The sequence below is a fragment of the Maribacter zhoushanensis genome, assembly GCF_029350975.1.
GTDB classification, from domain to species: Bacteria; Bacteroidota; Bacteroidia; order Flavobacteriales; family Flavobacteriaceae; genus Maribacter; species Maribacter zhoushanensis.
Window position 1 is genome coordinate 156,438 of record NZ_JARKMR010000001.1, and the last position, 19,181, is coordinate 175,618.

General features: G+C 37.6%; 3 protein-coding genes. All 3 read left to right on the forward strand.

Going from position 1 to position 19,181, the window contains the following annotated elements; genetic code table 11:
- The first annotated feature begins 398 nt into the window (after positions 1 to 398).
- The 3 genes from PXD56_RS00720 to folB are packed head-to-tail and all read left to right on the forward strand — an operon-like array spanning position 399 to position 19,105.
- Positions 399 to 17,723 (forward strand): T9SS type B sorting domain-containing protein, encoded by a 17,325-nt coding sequence (locus PXD56_RS00720; protein ID WP_276491446.1) that lies wholly within the window; start codon positions 399 to 401, stop codon positions 17,721 to 17,723.
- A gap of 17 nt (positions 17,724 to 17,740) precedes the next feature.
- Complete coding sequence (locus tag PXD56_RS00725) at positions 17,741 to 18,688, forward strand: PorP/SprF family type IX secretion system membrane protein (RefSeq protein ID WP_476703475.1); 948 nt, start codon at positions 17,741 to 17,743, stop codon at positions 18,686 to 18,688.
- A gap of 45 nt (positions 18,689 to 18,733) precedes the next feature.
- Entirely contained in the window at positions 18,734 to 19,105 is a 372-nt protein-coding gene (folB, locus tag PXD56_RS00730; RefSeq protein ID WP_276491448.1) for a dihydroneopterin aldolase, read from the forward strand.
- Positions 19,106 to 19,181: the final 76 nt, after the last annotated feature.

The following is a 19,181-nucleotide window of genomic DNA, read 5'->3' on the forward strand; positions in this document are numbered from 1 at the left end:
GACTTTAAAATCATCTTTTTATAACAGATTATTTGTAAAATTTCTTGATTAAAAAAGCAGGAATTAGATCAAAAATAATAGGCAGATTTTAAGCAAACTCACTAAATGAGAGTGAATATTTACAGCATTATTCAAGAAATTTTTACAATTAAATATTTTCAACTTACTACAAACTAAAAAAGAGTAAAGTAACGCTACTACGTCTCTTATCGTTGAAATACATACATTTTTCAAAATCACAAACCCATTCTATTAGCCGTTTCACAACAGAAAACCTCGTTGCTACAACAATAAATTCATTAGCCAATCAGTATGGATAATATTTGTTATTGGAGAATTCCGCGTGGAACGATGCGAGATTGATATCGAATGATAGGAAGGCTTCAAAAATTTACAAAATGACCAAACTGACTCAATTTTTAGATTTTACCAAACACACTTCTCTTATGGGAAAACAGTACTCAAAATATTTATTTTTCATTTTATTCTTGGCACTAGGTTTACAAACAGCGGTTGCTCAGGTTAAAAATGACTTCGACGTTCGTTACGAAGCGGATATTAGAGGAGAACTTACGTTCATTGCAAATAATATTGTAAACAGGTATGAGCCCTCTACAACCCGTAGGCAATGGGTTTGGAGAAATGGTAGATGGAGATTAGAGTGGGTTACTACACCAGAGGTATCTGCAAATGTACCTCTTAATGCCACAGGTAATGCTTCAAATTATAATGATAATTATGACATGCGATACATTGATATCGATAATGATGATACTACATTTAGTTCTAGTAGTGCGAATTTAGAGATACCAGATGTTGATTGTTCATTGGTACGTTATGCAGGTTTATATTGGTCTGCAGTATATGTAAATCCTGATAGAAGTAATATTGATGATATTAAGTTTAGAACGCCAGGTGGCGCATATCAAGATATTACGGCAGATGAGATAATTTTTGATGGTGACGGCGATGTTGATTTTGGTTACTACAGCCCTTATGCAGCGTATAAAGATGTAACTTCTATAGTAGCTGGTTTAGGAAACCCAAATGGAGATTACTTTGTAGCCAATGTAAGAGCTAGTACAGGAAATAACATTTCAGGTGGTATTTCCGGTGGATGGAAAATGGTTATTGTATATGAAAACCCCAATTTACCCGGAGATAAATTTATTACCACTTTTGATGGTTATGCGGGTGTTAAATCAGGAGAAAGTATTGATATTCCGGTAAACGGATTTACAACTTTACCAGCACCTTTTCCTGTGTATGCAAATATGGGAGTTGGCGCTTTAGAAGGTGATAATAGAATTGGTGGTGACGCTTTACAAATAAATGCAAACGGTTCTTTTACTACATTATCTAATGGTCAAAATCCAGCAAACAATTTTTTTAATTCAAGTATAACGCAGTTTGATACTCAGTATACAAATAGAAACCCAAATAGTATAAACACACTGGGTTGGGATGTTGATCTTTTTGAAATACCCAATGGTGGTGCCAGTAATACGATTATACCAAATGGAGCTACCAGTGCTATTTTAAGAGCCAGTTCTTCTCAAGATAAATATGATATTTTCTTTACTTCTTTTGATGTTGATATTATTGCTCCAAATATTGTTTTAGAAAAAAGGGTACAGACTCCTGGTGGTGTTGACATAACGGGGCAAGGTGTAAATTTAGGACAAACTCTAGATTATGTATTGACTTTTGAAAATATTGGTAATGACGATGGTGTAAACTATACCATAAGAGATGTGTTGCCTGTAAACGTTTCTCCACCAGATGGCAGAAGCTTTTTCAATGATACAGATTTTTCTTTTCCTGCACCGATTTGTACAGGAACCCCAAGAACTTGTTATGAGATAACATACACTTATGATCCTTCAAGTAGAGAAATAATATTTAATGTTCCAGATGTATTTGTTGAAGATGAAGATGGAGAATATTCCATTATTTTTAGAGTACAGGTAGCCGAAAACTGTTTCGATTTTATTGACGCTTGTTCTGATTTAATTGAAAATCTTGCATATAGTTCATATAGAGGTGAGAATAATTCTGCGCAAGTGACCGATGACCCTAGTGTAACTGACTTTAATTCATGTGGATTTGTTATACCTGGAGCAACCAACTTTCTTTTAGATGATTTGTCTGATTGTAATTTTGAGAGAACCATAGAGCTTTGTGGTACAAGTGCTATTTTAAATGCAGGTGACGGATTTGATTCCTACATATGGTATCGAGATACTAATAGTAATGGCGAAATAGATGCTTCTGATATTGAAATTAATGATGGTGATCCAGATAATGATCCTAGTACACAAGTTGTAACTCTTGTTGGTCAGTATATAGTTGATAAAATTGTTGCAGATCCATGTAAAGGGTTCAAAGAAATTATTACTGTAGAACCATTTGGTTCTGGGAATTTACCAAATCCCGTTATAGAGTATTTTAATGAAGTAAACGGTGATACCGACCCAAACAATGATATACCAGGTGAAATAGTTTTCTGTTCTGACGGCACCGAGCTTCCTAAGATTTTCCTATGTGGTGTTAATGATTCTCAACCATTAGCGGTTAATATTGTTGATGCCCAAAGTGTTACTTGGGAACTTTTAGATGAAGGTAGTTGTGGAGTTAATGCCGAGGCGGGAGAGGATTGTGCCAATAGAGCACTTACGTGTACATGGACAGAAGTAGGTACTGGGAGTAATTATTTGTTGAATGCGCCAGGTGAATACAGGCTCTCTGTCATTTACCAAAATGGGTGTACTAGCCGTTTTTATTTTAAAGGCTTTCAGAATAATTTAGATATTGAGTTTAATAATAGGGATATTGTTTGTGATACTGATGGTAATATTACTATAACAAACCTTGGAGCAGGTTATGGTTATCAATTGGTAGACAATGATAGTAATAATGTTATAGTACCATTTAGTGCAAACAATGGTCCAAGTTTTGATTTTGGTTCTGGTGAAAATGGTTCTTATAGAGTAGAGGTTACTCAACTTGATTTAAATGGCGACCCTATACAAGATGCATGTATATTTACTACACCGGTAATAGGTATTAGAGAAAGAGATATAACTTATAGTGTAAGTGCAACTCCAGAAACGTGTTTCAATTTAGGTACTATTTCGCTTCAGATTACAAACGCTGATTCTACTTATGATTTTGAAATCAGAAGAAATGACGGTGCAGATAGTGGGTTGGGTACTTTAATAGATAGTGAAGATGGTAAAGGTGATAATAACCACATTTTTAGAGATGTAAGTGCTGGAGATTATATTGCCTATATTTCTACCGCTGATGGTTGTGAATATAGTCGAGAAATAACTGTTTTAGATGAAAATGATTTAGAACTTACCGCAAGTGTAACACAACATATTACTTGTGAAGACGGTACCATATTTATGGATGCCGATGGTGGTAACCCAGATTACTCTTACGTGATTTGGAGCTATGTTGATGAAGGCGGAACAACTGTTACTTCTTATTCAGATTTTGCTGATATTCCTGCAACCAACTTTCAAACAGAAACTACTTTTAATGTTTCTGGTGCTGGTGATTATGTCTTTTTAGTTTTAGATAGAACGGGTTGTTATGTAGAATCTAATACCGTTACAATTGAATACCATTCTACTGCAGATTTTGACCCAACAACGGTTACAGATGTACTTTGTTTCGGAGAAACAACAGGTAGAATTCAATTTAACGTTACTAACACTAATGGGTACACATTAGATTTCGCATTATTTGATGACACAGATCAACCATTAGCAAATAACAGTACGGGTAGTTTTCCAAACTTGGCAGCAGGTGAATATAGCGTTGAAATTACCCAAACAAGGGGTACGGCAACTTGTATTTCTGAAGAAACATTTACCATTAATGCACCAACAGCTGCAATTAGTGGCGATGCTGTTTTAATTCAAGATTATACCTGTTTACAAGAAGGTATTATCGAGGCTCAAAATGTAGCAGGTGGTACTGCACCTTATTCATACAGTATTGACGGAATCAATTTTGTTCCAGATACAACGGCAAACGCAAACCGTTTTGAAAACCTTACAGATGGTACTTATACCATTACAATAAGAGATGCGAACGATTGTACTTTTGTTACAAATCAAATAGTAATTGACAGACCAAACCCTCCAACAGATTTAACTATTGTAGAGTCTCAAATTACATGTCCTACAGGAACATCAAACTTAACGGTAAACGCAATTAATGGTGCTGCACCATATGTATATACCATTATTGCACCTTCTGCACTTAACCCTACGAGCACTTCAGGAAATGATGCTGTTTTTGAAGGTTTGGCGCCTGATACATATACGGTAAGAGTTACCGATGCCGATGGTTGTTTCTATGAAGAAAATTATACGATAAATGCTATTAATCCTATATCTGTAAACGGACAAACTACACAACCTATAAGTTGTTTTGGCGCTGCAGACGGGATTATTCGTTTTAATGTAAATTTCCAAGCAGGTCAAAACTTTACGTATATAATTACTGGTCCTGCAGGGGTTGAAAGAACTGGAGGTACCGAAGCTTTAATTGACAATATCAATAATTTAGCTGCTGGTATTTATACAATAGAAATTGTAGATACGGATACCAATTGTGTATATACAGGTTCTCATGAATTAGAAGGTCCGGCTTCGGCATTGACTATTTCTAGTTTAACTGAAATACAACCTAGTTGTACTTCTGCTGGTAGTGTTAGTGTTCTTGCAACAGGCGGGTGGGGAAGTTATGTATATGAACTGAGCAACCCAGATGCTTCTGTATTCGGAACTAATAGTACAGGTTCTTTTTCAGGTCTTAGTCAATCTGGAACATATAACGGTACTATCACAGATGCAAACAACTGTAGTATACCATTTACTTTTGATCTTAATCCTGCAACTGCACCAGTTTTAGTAATTACGCCAAATCAAGATTGTTTTGATGATGCTGTATTATTGACTCTTACGGCCAGCATTTCTTCTGGTGGTGACGGTTCTTTTGAATATAGCTTAAACGGTGGTGCTTTTAGTAGTACCAATATATTCTCTGGACTTGCAGCTGGTACATATACTATTGATGTTAGAGACGGAAATAATTGTACAGATACAGAAACTATAATAATTGACCCGGCATTGACCGTAAACGCAACAGCAAATGATATTACTTCTTGTGGTACAGATGCTGATATTACTATTGTTGGTGCTGGTGGAGATGGTAATTATGTGTACGCTGTAGTAGCTGATGGTATTACACCAACCGCTGGTGATTTTGACTCAAGTAATACAGTAACGGTGACCGGTACAGGTGACTATGACGTGTATGTAAGAGATAATAACGGTAATGCTGATTTCTGTGAAACGGTATTTGATATTAATATAGACCAAGATGCTCCTGTAGCTGCAACAGAAACTGTTGTAGATGTTACTTGTTTTGGCGGAAATAACGGTAGTATTTCTTTAGCACCAAGTGGTGGTGAGGCACCTTATACATTTAGTTTCAATGGCGGTACTTTCGGTACGGAAAGTTCTTTTAATAACCTTACCGCTGGCACGTATGATGTTAGGGTAAGAGATGCGAATAGTTGTGAAGCGATATTATCACTATCTATAAACGAATTACCTGAAATTATAGCTGAAAGCGCACAGACAGAAGATTATACCTGTAATCAATTGGCAGAAATTACAGTTGGCGGGGTAACACCTACAACTGGTGGTTCCGGTTCTTATCAATATAGCTTAAATGGTGGTTCTTGGACTGCAGCTACTGCTGGCGGAACTGTGTATACAGATTTAACAGATGGTACATTTACGGTTCAAGTTAGAGATGCCAATAATATTGCATGTGTAATAAGTCTTCCTAATATCGTAATAGCGCCATTACCAACAGCCCCTACTTTGACTAGTAGTGTTGCCTATAGTTGTGATGGAACAGGGATTATTACCATACTTCCAAACGATGCATCATATACCTACAGTATTGATGGTAATACTCCTCAGATAGGTGACAATGTATTTAACAACGTAGCAGTAGGTCAACATACAATTACCGTAGATTATGGTAGTGATTGTACAACAGATATTGTTGTTGATGTTCAAGATGGTAACGCTATTGAAGCGTCTTTACTTTCTTCTAAAGATTTAGATTGTAATGCAGATAATTCTGGTTCAATAACTTTTGAAGTTGATAATTATGGCGCAAGCGGATTTGAGTATAGCTTAGATAATTTTGCCAGTATTTTAGGAAGTACTACGGTATCTCCACAAACCATATCTGGACTTGCAGCTGGTAGTTATAGAGTGTATGTTAGAGAGGCGGGAAGTACTTTGCCGGGTTGTGTAACATTTTTTGATGAAACTATTGACGAACCAACATTGGTTATTACTAATGCAGATCTTACGCAAGATTTTACATGTAATAATGGCGGTGCAGAAATTACCGCTAGTGCTACAGGTGGTACTCCAGGATATGAATATCAATTAGAAGAAGATATACTTGGCATTGTAACCGCATACCAAACAGATGCTGTTTTTAACGGTTTGCCTGCCGGTACATATTATGTTCGTGCTAGAGATACAAATGGTTGTTCAGATGTAAGTGATACACCAATTGTAGTTACAGCACCAGAAATACCAGTTTTTACTTTACAGGAAACTACTTGTTATAGTGGCAGTAATGATGCAACTATTACGGTAAATGTTACTGCGGGTAATGGTGATTACCAATTTAGAATCAATGGTGGTTCTTTTGTAACTCCAACACCAGTAGATGCAACTTCTTATACGTTTACGGGACTTTCAAATGGTACATATACTGTTGAAGTTACCGATGCTTTTGGTTGTGATGCTCCAGCGCAAACCGTTACCATAGAACAACAAGTTACAGTTAGTGCAAGCGCCAGTACAATAACAGCTTGTGATACTGATAGTGAAATTAATATTACCGCTGCAGGTGGTGATGGTAATTATGTTTATGCGGTTGTTGCCGATGGGGTTACTCCAACAGCAGGAGACTATTCAGCTACCAACCCGGTTACCATATCTGGTGCCGGAGATTATGATGTTTATGTTCTTGATAATAATGGAGGCGCAGATGCGTGTCCTGCAATGTATGATATTAATATAGACCAAGATGCTCCCGTAGCCGCAACACCAACTGTTGTTGATGTTACTTGTTTTGGTGGTAACAACGGTAGTGTTTCTATAGCTGCCAGTGGAGGTGAAGCACCATATACGTATAGTATAGATGGTGGTGCTTTTGGTACAGAAAGTTCTTTTAATAATCTTACCGCGGGTACTTATGATGTTCGCGTAAGAGATACAAACGATTGTGAGCTTATCGTATCTGTTCCTGTTTCTGAATTACCGGAAATAGTAGCTGAAAGTGCACAAACAGAGGATTATACCTGTAATCAATTGGCAGAAATTACAGTTGGCGGGGTAACACCTACAACTGGTGGTTCCGGTTCTTATCAATATAGCTTAAATGGTGGTTCTTGGACTGCAGCTACTGCTGGCGGAACTGTGTATACAGATTTAACAGATGGTACATTTACGGTTCAGGTTAGAGATGCCAATAATATTGCATGTGTAATAAGTCTTCCCAATATCGTAATAGCGCCATTACCAACAGCACCTACTTTGACTAGTAGTGTTGCTTACAGTTGTGATGGTACAGGGATTGTTACCATACTTCCAAATGATGCTTCATATACCTACAGTATTGATGGTAATACTCCTCAAATAGGTGATAATGTATTTAACAACGTAGCAGTAGGTCAACATACAATTACCGTAAATTATGGTAGTGATTGTACAACAGATATTGTTGTTGATGTTCAAGATGGAAATGCCTTTGAAGCTGCAATTATATCTTACGAAGATTTAGATTGTAATGCAGATGGTTCTGGTACCATAACTTTTGAAGTTGAGAATTTTGGACCAGGTGGTTATGAGTATAGCTATGATAGTGCTTTTGCAACTATTGAAGGTAGCGATACTGCTGCAACACATCAAATAACTGGTTTATCTCAAGGTACGTATACAATCTATGTTAGAGATGTTGGTAACCCTATTGCCGGTTGTACTGAAATATTGACACAAATAATAAATGAGCCTGCGGTTTTAACCGTTTCTAATACGGCAACACAACCTACATGTATTGATGATGGTGCCGTGAATGTTACGGTAACTGGTGGTACTGCTGCATATTCTTATGTAATTCAATTACCAGATGCTTCATTAACGCCAGCACAAAACACAGGAGTATTTACTGGTCTTGATCAATTAGGTTTACATACCATTACGGTTACCGATGCAAACGGATGTACGGATACGGATACTTTTACATTAACAGCACCTGTTGCTCCTGTTGCAAGTATTTTACCGAGTTCAGATGTGTGTTTTGATTCTTCTGTGACTGGAGCAGCAACTATTGAAGTTGGCGCAACTGGCGGTTTGGCTCCATACACCTATAGAATGGGTGCGGGTACTTTTACTACTTCTAATATTTTCTCAAGTCTTACTCCTGGTAATTACACTTTTGAAATTAGAGATGTAAATGGATGTACAGACACGGTATCATTTGATATTGAAACTCAATTAACGGCTAATCTTGCATTAACGAAAGACTTAGATTGTTCTATATCACCAGATGCTACTATGAATTTAGTGACCAATGGTGGGTATGCTCCTTACACGTATGAATTAGAAGTAAACGGCGGTGGCTTTGCTGCTTTTGCCGGAACATTCCCATATACAACTTCAACTGTTGGTACGTATAGATTTAGAGTGACAGATGATCAAGGTTGTACTGCTGTTTCTAATGTAGTTACGGTTACGGCAACGGTAAATCCTGTTGCTAGCGAAACTGTTACCAATCCTACTTGTTTTGGTGATACCAATGGTATTGTTGAAATCAACGTTGATCCTAATTTTGGGTCTTCACCATATCAAATTAGTTTTGATGGTAGTGCTTTTACAAGCCAACGTGTTTATACAGGTTTAGCCGCTGGTACTTATAACTATATTGTTAGGGATTCTAAAGAGTGTACGTATAACGGTAGTGTTACTGTTGTTGACCCTGTATTATTTGATGCCAATGTTGTAGCTACAGACGTTAGTTGTGGTCCTTCTGGAGATGTACCAGGTAATATCGAAATAACTATTACAAGTGGTGGCGAGCCAAACTTTACATATACGCTTTACGACAACTTAAATAATTTAGCAGTAACCACAAGTCCAAACCCAGTGGTGAATACAACGGCAACAGTAGTTAATTTTGGCGGTTTGGCTTTTGGAGATTACTATGTTCGTGTATTGGATGCCAATGGCTGTGAGTATTACGAGAATCCGGTTAGAGTATTATCTAGTCCGTATTTATCGGTTGATCCTGTTTTATTACCTGTAAGTTGTATTACGGGTGGAACAGCTGAGCTTACTGCAAGCGGTGGTTCCGGTAATTATGATTTTACAATTTATGGTGCAGGTACAACACCGGACGCTGAGGCGCCTGGAGCTACTGCTGATGAAGAGGTAGCAACTTACAACGGACTAAACCCTGGAGCGAGTTATGTTTTTCAAGTTATTGATACTGACACCGGATGTTCTAGTTTCGTTGAGGTAGATGTCCCTAATTTATCAACTATTGATGTTGTGCCAACACCGACGGTAACAGATGTTGCTTGTTTTGGTGATACCAATGGATCTATTGCTTTTCAATTTGAAGGTTATGATAGTTCAGTGACTACCATTAACTATGAATTAAGAGAAAGTATAAGCAACACACCTTTAGGTGGTTCATATTCAGGTAGTGTAACAGGTCCAAACGGTCCTGGTCCAACGGCTACGGAAACAATATCTAACATTCCTCCAGGAGATTATGTTTTATTCTTCCAAGAGGCAGCTACACCTGAGTGTACAAATACTTTTGAGTTTAGAATATTAGAACCGAACCCTGTTACCTTGACTCTGGCAGACCAAAATAATGGGTACTGTTCAGAAGATGCTAATGTAACGGTTATTGCAGGTGGTGGTAACGGTTCTTATACTTATGCATATGTTGAAAATGGAGTTACTCCGATTGCAACAGATTATGAAACTAACAATTACAAAGAATTAGATCCTTCTGTAAATACAGAATGGGATATTTATGTAATGGACGGAAATGGTTGTTCAACAACACTACCGTTAGATGTTACAATTGCAGATGACCCAACCCCAGTAATTTCTGGATTGGTAATCAACCAATGTACTGCAGATGAAGGTGACTTTATTATAGAAATTACGTTAGACGGAGAAGGTTCTCAACCATATACACTTAGTATAAATAGTGGTTCATACCAGTCTTCTACGTTAACTACTGCTGGTTCAACGCATCAGTTTACTGATCTTAGTTCTGGTAATTACACAGTTCAGGTTCGTGATTTTAACGGATGTGGAAATGTTGAAAATATTGAAATTTTTGCTCCTATTTCTATTTCTACCGAGATTGTTGCACAACCATCATGTGCTGAAGGAGATGGTGAAATTTCAATAACTGGTTTTGGCGGATCTACAAACTACGAGTATGAATTATTTGAAGGTGGCGTAAGTGTAAACGGAGCTCCGCAGACATTAGCCAGCTTTACAGGTTTAGATTCTGGTACGTATACTGCATTTGTTTATGATACTACACTAAGTGGATGTAGTGCTCAAACAATTATAACACTTGAAGCAGCTACACCGGTATTATTTACTACGGTGATGACAGATGTTACTTGTTTTGGTGATTCTGATGGTACCATCGTTGCAACGTTAGATGCATCAATGGATAATCCTGTTTATGAATATCAATTATATATTAGAACAGCCCCATCAACATTAACTCCGGTTGGTACGCCACAAACAACAGGTACATTTACAGGTTTACCTGCAGAAGATTATGTAGTGGGTGTTACTTCAGGTCGTGGTTGTGAATTGGAAGTTGATAGTCCGGTAGGTACTCCGTTACAAATTACAAACGTGAATGCAGATGTAGTAGAGTTCGGTTGTACTGTTGGCAATAATCCTAACAACGCTACAATTACTGTAGACGAGGCTGCCATTACCGGCGGTAGCGGTACCTATGTTACCTATGAGTTTATAGATAGTAGTTCAGCTATAGTTCAGTCTGGTACATTAAATGTATTAACGGTTACAGATAGAACAGGGGAGACCTATACTATCAATGTATATGACGATAAAGGATGTTCTGGTAGCACAACGGCTACGGTATTGCCTTATGATGAACTTACAAGTGCAACTGCCGCAGTGACTACAACGGTTACTTGTGCGCCAGGTAGTGATGGTGTAATTACGGTTACGGCAACTTCTACCGCTAGTGATGATACAAAATATGAATACAGTATCGATAACGGTTCAACTTATGTTCCTACCAATGTGTTTGGAGGATTATCCGCTGGAAACTACAATTTCTTAGTAAGACATACGGATACGGGTTGTATACTAACGGCTTCAGCTATTATTGAAGAGCCAAATACGTTTACCATCGATGTCGTTAAGACAAGTGACGTAATCTGTTTTGGAACGGATACCGGTGAAGTTACCTTTGAATTGGTCGATGCTACGTATAACACAGGATTCAGTTGGGAAATTTTCCGTACCGACAATACTTCTGTCCTTAGTGGAACAGAATTGGCAAACGGTCCAACACCGATTATCAACTTGGGTGTTGGTGAATACTATGTTTCCATTTCACAAACAAATAACCCGTTCTGTACCAATGTTGAATTTTTTAATATAGCAGGACCAGATGCGGATATTACGGGAGATACTGTAGTAACAGCTATTACATGTGTACCTGGAAATGATGGTTCAATTACAATAACTGACGTAGTCGGTGGTTGGGGCGGTTATACTTATTTTGTTGACACTGTCGCTCCAACATTACCAACCGATTTCGTAGCAGATGCTTCTTTCACAGGATTAGGAGCTGGTACATACCAAGCTTGGGCTCGTGATGCAGAAGGTTGTGAAAGATTAATTCAAGATAACATTGTTCTTGATGTTCCAGATCTTATTGATGCCGATTTGCTTGTTACTCAAGAGAACTGCACAAACTTACAGGGCGAAGTAACCGTAAGCAACGTAATTGGCGGACAAGGAAGTAACTATACCTATCAATTAGTAATGGACGGTTCTAATTTCCGAGCACCACAAAACACGCTAGTTTTTACAGGTCTAGGTGCTGGTGAATATGAAGTAATTGTTTCAGATCAATGGGGTTGTACATTTACAACTGATCCAGTAGAATTATATGAGCAATTAAGCGCTACTACTTCGGTAGATAAAGCTATTGATTGTACAAGTATACCAGGTGGTACAATTACTATCAACGTAACTGGTGGTTCTACAAACCTTGAGTTTGTAATGACACCTCCAACTGGTGCTGCAGTAACTCAGCTGAATGATCCAACATTTACAGGATTAACCGTTGACGGTACTTATAGTTTCTTAGTTAGAGATTTAGACACTTCAAATCCTGTTTGTGAACTAACGGTAACGCAAGAGTTAGCTCCTGCAATTCAGCCGGTATTTACAGATTCTCATATAGATATTACATGTTTTGGATCTAATGATGGTTCAATTACATTGACGCAAGTTGAAAACGGAGTTAATCCGTTAACATTTACCATATCTCCTGTAGCAGGAACATTTAATGCTAGTAACAATACTTTTGAAGGTCTACCTCCAAATACATACGTAGTAACAGCAACAGGAACCAATGGTTGTAGTTCAGTATCAGGTAACATTGTAATTGATGAACCTGCATTAATTTCTAACATCAATACTTCGGTACTAGAATTCGGTTGTACTGTGGGCAATAATCCTAACAACGCTACAATTACTGTAGACCAGGCTGCCATTACCGGTGGTAGCGGTACCTATGTTACCTATGAGTTTATAGATAGTAGTTCAGCTATAGTTCAGTCTGGTACATCAAATGTATTAACGGTTACAGATAGAACAGGGGAGACCTATACTATCAATGTATATGACGATAAAGGATGTTCTGGTAGCACAACGGCTACGGTATTGCCTTATGATGAACTTACAAGTGCAACTGCCGCAGTGACTACAACGGTTACTTGTGCGCCAGGTAGTGATGGTGTAATTACGGTTACGGCAACTTCTACCGCTAGTGATGATACAAAATATGAATACAGTATCGATAACGGTTCAACTTATGTTCCTACCAATGTGTTTGGAGGATTATCCGCTGGAAACTACAATTTCTTAGTAAGACATACGGATACGGGTTGTATACTAACGGCTTCAGCTATTATTGAAGAGCCAAATACGTTTACCATCGATGTCGTTAAGACAAGTGACGTAATCTGTTTTGGAACGGATACCGGTGAAGTTACCTTTGAATTGGTCGATGCTACGTATAACACAGGATTCAGTTGGGAAATTTTCCGTACCGACAATACTTCTGTCCTTAGTGGAACAGAATTGGCAAACGGTCCAACACCGATTATCAACTTGGGTGTTGGTGAATACTATGTTTCCATTTCACAAACAAATAACCCGTTCTGTACCAATGTTGAATTTTTTAATATAGCAGGACCAGATGCGGATATTACGGGAGATACTGTAGTAACAGCTATTACATGTGTACCTGGAAATGATGGTTCAATTACAATAACTGACGTAGTCGGTGGTTGGGGCGGTTATACTTATTTTGTTGACACTGTCGCTCCAACATTACCAACCGATTTCGTAGCAGATGCTTCTTTCACAGGATTAGGAGCTGGTACATACCAAGCTTGGGCTCGTGATGCAGAAGGTTGTGAAAGATTAATTCAAGATAATATTGTACTTGATGTTCCAGACCCGATAGCGGCAATACTAGAAGTAAATATAGAGAACTGCACAAACTTACAAGGAGAAATCGAAGTAAGTATGCCTACTGGCGGACAAGGAAGTAACTATACATACCAATTAAGATTAAACGGTACTGATTTCCGTGCACCACAGAATACTAGAGTATTTGCAGGCTTAGGTGCTGGTAGTTATGACGTAGAGATTATTGACCAATGGGATTGTCCTTTTACAACTAATGTGGTGGTGCTTTATGAGCAAATGGATGTTTCTACGACAGTAGATAAGTCTATTGATTGTTCATCAATACCAGGAGGTGAAATCACAGTTAACGTTACTGGTGGTTCAACAAACCTTGAGTTTATAATGACACCTCCAACAGGTCCAGCTGTAACACAGGCGAATAATCCAATCTTTACAGGTTTAGTTGCTGAGGGTACATATAGTTTCTTAGTAAGAGATTTAGATACCTCAAACCCTGTTTGTGAAAGAACGGTAACTCAGACATTAGATGCACCGGTAGACCCAGTACTATTAGATGCGACTATAGTAAACGTAAGTTGTTTTGGTGGTACAGATGGTAGTATTAGAGCAAACATTGACCCAGCTACAAATTCAAATCCTGAGTATCAATATGAAATATATGATATTGCAGATTTGGTTACTCCGATTGCAATACAGACAAATCCGTTATTCAATGGTTTACCAGAAGGTGAATATCAAGTAAGAGTTATTTCAAGTAGAGGTTGTGAAGACATCAAAAATGAAACTATCACAGAACCACTAGAATTAACAGTTAGTGCAGTGGCGACAGAATTTAACTGTTCAGCAGATAATAGTGTTAACACCGCAACGATAACGGCAACTGCTGGCGCAGGTACAGGTACCGCACCATACTTATACAGTATAGATAATATCATCTTCCAATCACAAAATACATTCAATGTATCAGATACAGGAAGTGCACAAACTATTGATGTATATGTAAAAGATGCTAAAGGATGTATCACGTTCGATACGGTTACAATTCAACCTATAAACACGTTCACAGCTTCTATTGCTCAAGATGTAGCTATTAACTGTAGTGTTGATGAAACAATAACAATCACTGTTGCCGATAATGGTTTGGCACATAACTACGGTTATGAGTTGTTACCAATTGGTAATGCAACAGGTACATTGGTAAGCTCTACGGCTACTTCTGCAACATATGATTTAAATACTGTTGGTAGCTATGTATTTAGAGTTACAGACTTAGATACGGGTTGTTATGTAAACACAGAAAGTTATACGGTTGCTCCTTTCGATTTTATTACCGCAACCGCAACACCGGTATCAGAAGTTACTTGTTTTGGTGATGCAAACGGTAGCTTAGAAATTGATATTGATGGCTATACAGGTAATTATACATATGAGGTATTCAATGCCGCAGGTACATCTATTATTCCGGCAACAGCTTCAGATACGAGTGTTAATCCAAGAACGATAACAGGTTTATCTGGTGGTAGCTATTATGTTACCATTACAGAAACAGATATTCCATTATGTTCAGAAGATACTAACATCGTAACTATAATTTCACCGGATACTCCATTAAGTGGAACTGTTACAACTTTAGCAGAGGCCACATGTACAGATGACCAAGGTGTAATTAGAGTTGAGGTTGAAGGTGGTTATAGACTGTATAATATTGTGTTGACAAATACCACAACGGGTGATGTCTATACAATGAATGATGTTAATGAAGGGATTTTTACAGATTTAGCAGCAGGTGACTTCACAGTAAGTATTACTGATGATGCCGGGTGTGTGGTTAATTATACTGAAACACTGGTAGCTGCGACACCTATAGTTGCAAATGCTACTCCGCTTGTAACAGATTTAGCTTGTTACGGTGACACGGGTGCTGTTGTTACGGCAAATGTAACCGGTGGCGGTAGCGGTATGTATAGCTATCAGTTGAATTATTATGATGAAACGGGTACTACGATCACAAATACGACTGGAATACAAACCAATCCTAATTTTACTGATTTAGGAGCAGGTCTCTATAGTATTACAGTAGTTGATGGTTGGAACTGTGATACTACAACAAATACTGTTGAGGTTAGAGAGCCAACTGAAGTACAGGCGAGCTTAATTAGAATTGACGCATTAACGTGTGAGTCTGGTGTAGCGTTCGAGCTTTTTGCAACAGGTGGTAGTGGTACATATGAGTATAGTGTAGATAACATCAACTTCTTACCAATGACAACTAACCCTATTGGATTACCTGAAACAGGTGAGTATGGTGCAGGTAGATATCAATTCTATGTACGTGATGCAGTCAACGGTTGTGAATCTGCAATATCTAATGCAATCACAGAAAGCGAAATACCGCCATTATTGTTATTTGTGGATGATACTGCTGCCGTACTAAATTGTACAGGAGAAAGCACTGCAATTATTTATGCAACTGCTGATGGTGGTTTAGGAAACTATCAATATGAATTGTTCACGGATAGTTCTTTAAGCGTAGCGTCTAGAATAGCAGGTCCTCAGTCTCAAGGTGTATTTAGAGATTTAGGTGCAGGCACGTATTATGTGACTGTAGTTAGTGATGATTGTGAAACAGCACCGGCACAAGTTATTATTGATGAGCCTACGCCACTTTCTTACACAGATAATGTTATTGACATTACCTGTGAAGGTGAGAACAATGGTGAAATTACTGTTACACTTTCTGGTGGAGCAGGCGGTTATCAATATGCAATTTCACCGAATCTTAATCAATTCTTTGATGAAAATACGTTTACAGAATTAACACCTGGTGAGTATACGATAATTGCGCAAGACCAAAACGGTTGTTTTGAATACTTGACATATACGATTTCTGAACCAGCAAGTTTAGAAGTAACAGTAGAGACAACACCAGAAATCTGTGTTGATAGTCAAGATGGCTCTATAATTCTTGAAATAACAGGGGGTACTGCACCATATAGTACTGCACTGAATTCTAATGACGATGCAGATTTTGTATTAAATAGAACAGAATTCTATGACATGGCAGCAGGTAATTACCTAATTGTCATAAAAGATGCTAATGGTTGTGATACCAATGTGGTTGTTGACATAGAAACCGGAGTAAACCTTAATGCTACCGTAGTACCAGTTTATGAATGTTCTAGTGATACGCCAGACAATTTTGTGAATATTACTTTAGAAGATGATAGTGTAATTGGCGATGTGCTTTATGCAATAGATTCTGTTGACCCAGCTGCTTTTCAGTTGAATCCTGATTTCAGAAATTCAGCACCGGGTAGCCATTATATTACCATTGCACATTCTAATGGTTGTTTACAGATAATTGATTTTGAAATAGAGGCATTTGAACCATTGACGCTTGTATTGGAGCAAAACAATATGAATGAAATAACCGCTATTGTAGAAGGTGGTCGTGAAGGCTATACATACTTCTTTGATGGTTATGACAATGGAGACAATAACATTTTCTACGTTACAAGAACGGATACCTATGAGGTGCGTGTTGTAGATGAGAATGGATGTTCTACAATTGCTAGCATATTTATGGAATTCATAGACATTGAAGTGCCTAATTTCTTTACACCTGACGGTGATGGGCAGAACGATTTATGGATCCCTAGAAACATTGAACAATACCCTGAAATACTAATAAAAATATTTGATCGTTATGGTAGAGTGGTTTCTGAACAATCTGTCGATTCTGAAGGTTGGGATGGAACATATTTAAACAATGAATTGCCAACTGGAGACTACTGGTATGTAGTACAACTGAATGGCGAAAGAGACGAAAGAGAATTTGTTGGACACTTTACTTTATACCGTTAAAAACTTAACCTAAAATGATGATGCGGAACAGTCTATTGACACTGGTATTATTTATAAGCGTATTCTCCCTAAGAGGGCAGGAGCTTACTATACCTCAATTATCTCAATATCTAGCCGATAACCCCTTTGTAATGTCCCCAACTTACGCAGGTATCGGTGACCATGTAAAAATAAGGCTTAACGGTCTTACACAGTGGGTAGGTATTAAAGATGCACCAGATACACAATCTCTTGCTGCAGATATGCGTATAGGAGAAAAATCTGGTATTGGTACATTACTGTATAATGATAGCAATGGACAAACAAAGCAACAAGGAGCTAGGTTTTCTTTTGCTCATCATCTTACGTTAGATCGTTATGACGATGAGTTTTTATCGTTCGGTATCTCATATAACTTTAACCAGTTTAGAATTGATATTCAGAAATTTGATTCTGCAGATCAGGCTGTTACTGACGATAGAGCAACTACTAATCATAACTTTGATATTGGGGCACTTTATAGATATGATAAATTTTATTTTAGTGTAAACGCTTCTAACATTCTAGATAAGGATTTAAGCAATTTTAATGCTTTATACGAGCCTAATAGGTTAAGAAACTATTATGTGTATACCGGTTATAGATATATGAAGAAAAGAACTAGTAAGATGGAAATCGAACCATCTGTGTTGTTTCAATTATTTGAGAGTGATGGGCGTTCTGTTACAGATTTAAACTTGAAATTCAGATTTTATGATTTTGAAGATTATTTCTATGCAGGTGTCAACTACCGTTTCTTGAACGATCAAATTGGTAACCCGCTTTATATAGCTCCTATTGCCGGTTTAAAGAAAAGTAATTTTTACTTCGGATATTCTTATCAAGTAATTCTAAACGAGCTTATTGGGTATAGTTCTGGTACACACGTAATCACCCTTGGGGTAGATTTATTTCAGGGTATCAGTAATTGTCGTTGTACGTATTAATCCTTCAAGTGAGATTGATTAAATTTGATCTCCAGAACATATATAATGGGTAAAGTACAATTAGAGAATATAAAAGCATACGCCCACCACGGGTGTTTGCCTCAAGAAACAAATATTGGCAGTGATTATTTGGTCAATGTATCCGTTGATACAAATCTATTGATCGCATCAGTTTCAGATGAATTGAAAGATACTGTGGACTATGTTCATATCAACAGAATTGTAAAGCAAGAGATGGCTACGCCTTCTAAATTGTTAGAACATGTTGCCAAAAGAATTATCGATAGAATTTTTATTGAACTTCCTACCGTAGATACAGCTATGGTTTCTGTTTCTAAAATCAATCCGCCTATAAACGGTGATGTTGAAAAGGTAACGGTATCATTAAATTTACAAAGGGGACAATCTGTTCAATAATTCACCCAACCTTAAATAAATATAATTTCTTAGTTGTTAATGCAGCTTAAATTAGGAATATTGTTTATTTTTGCTC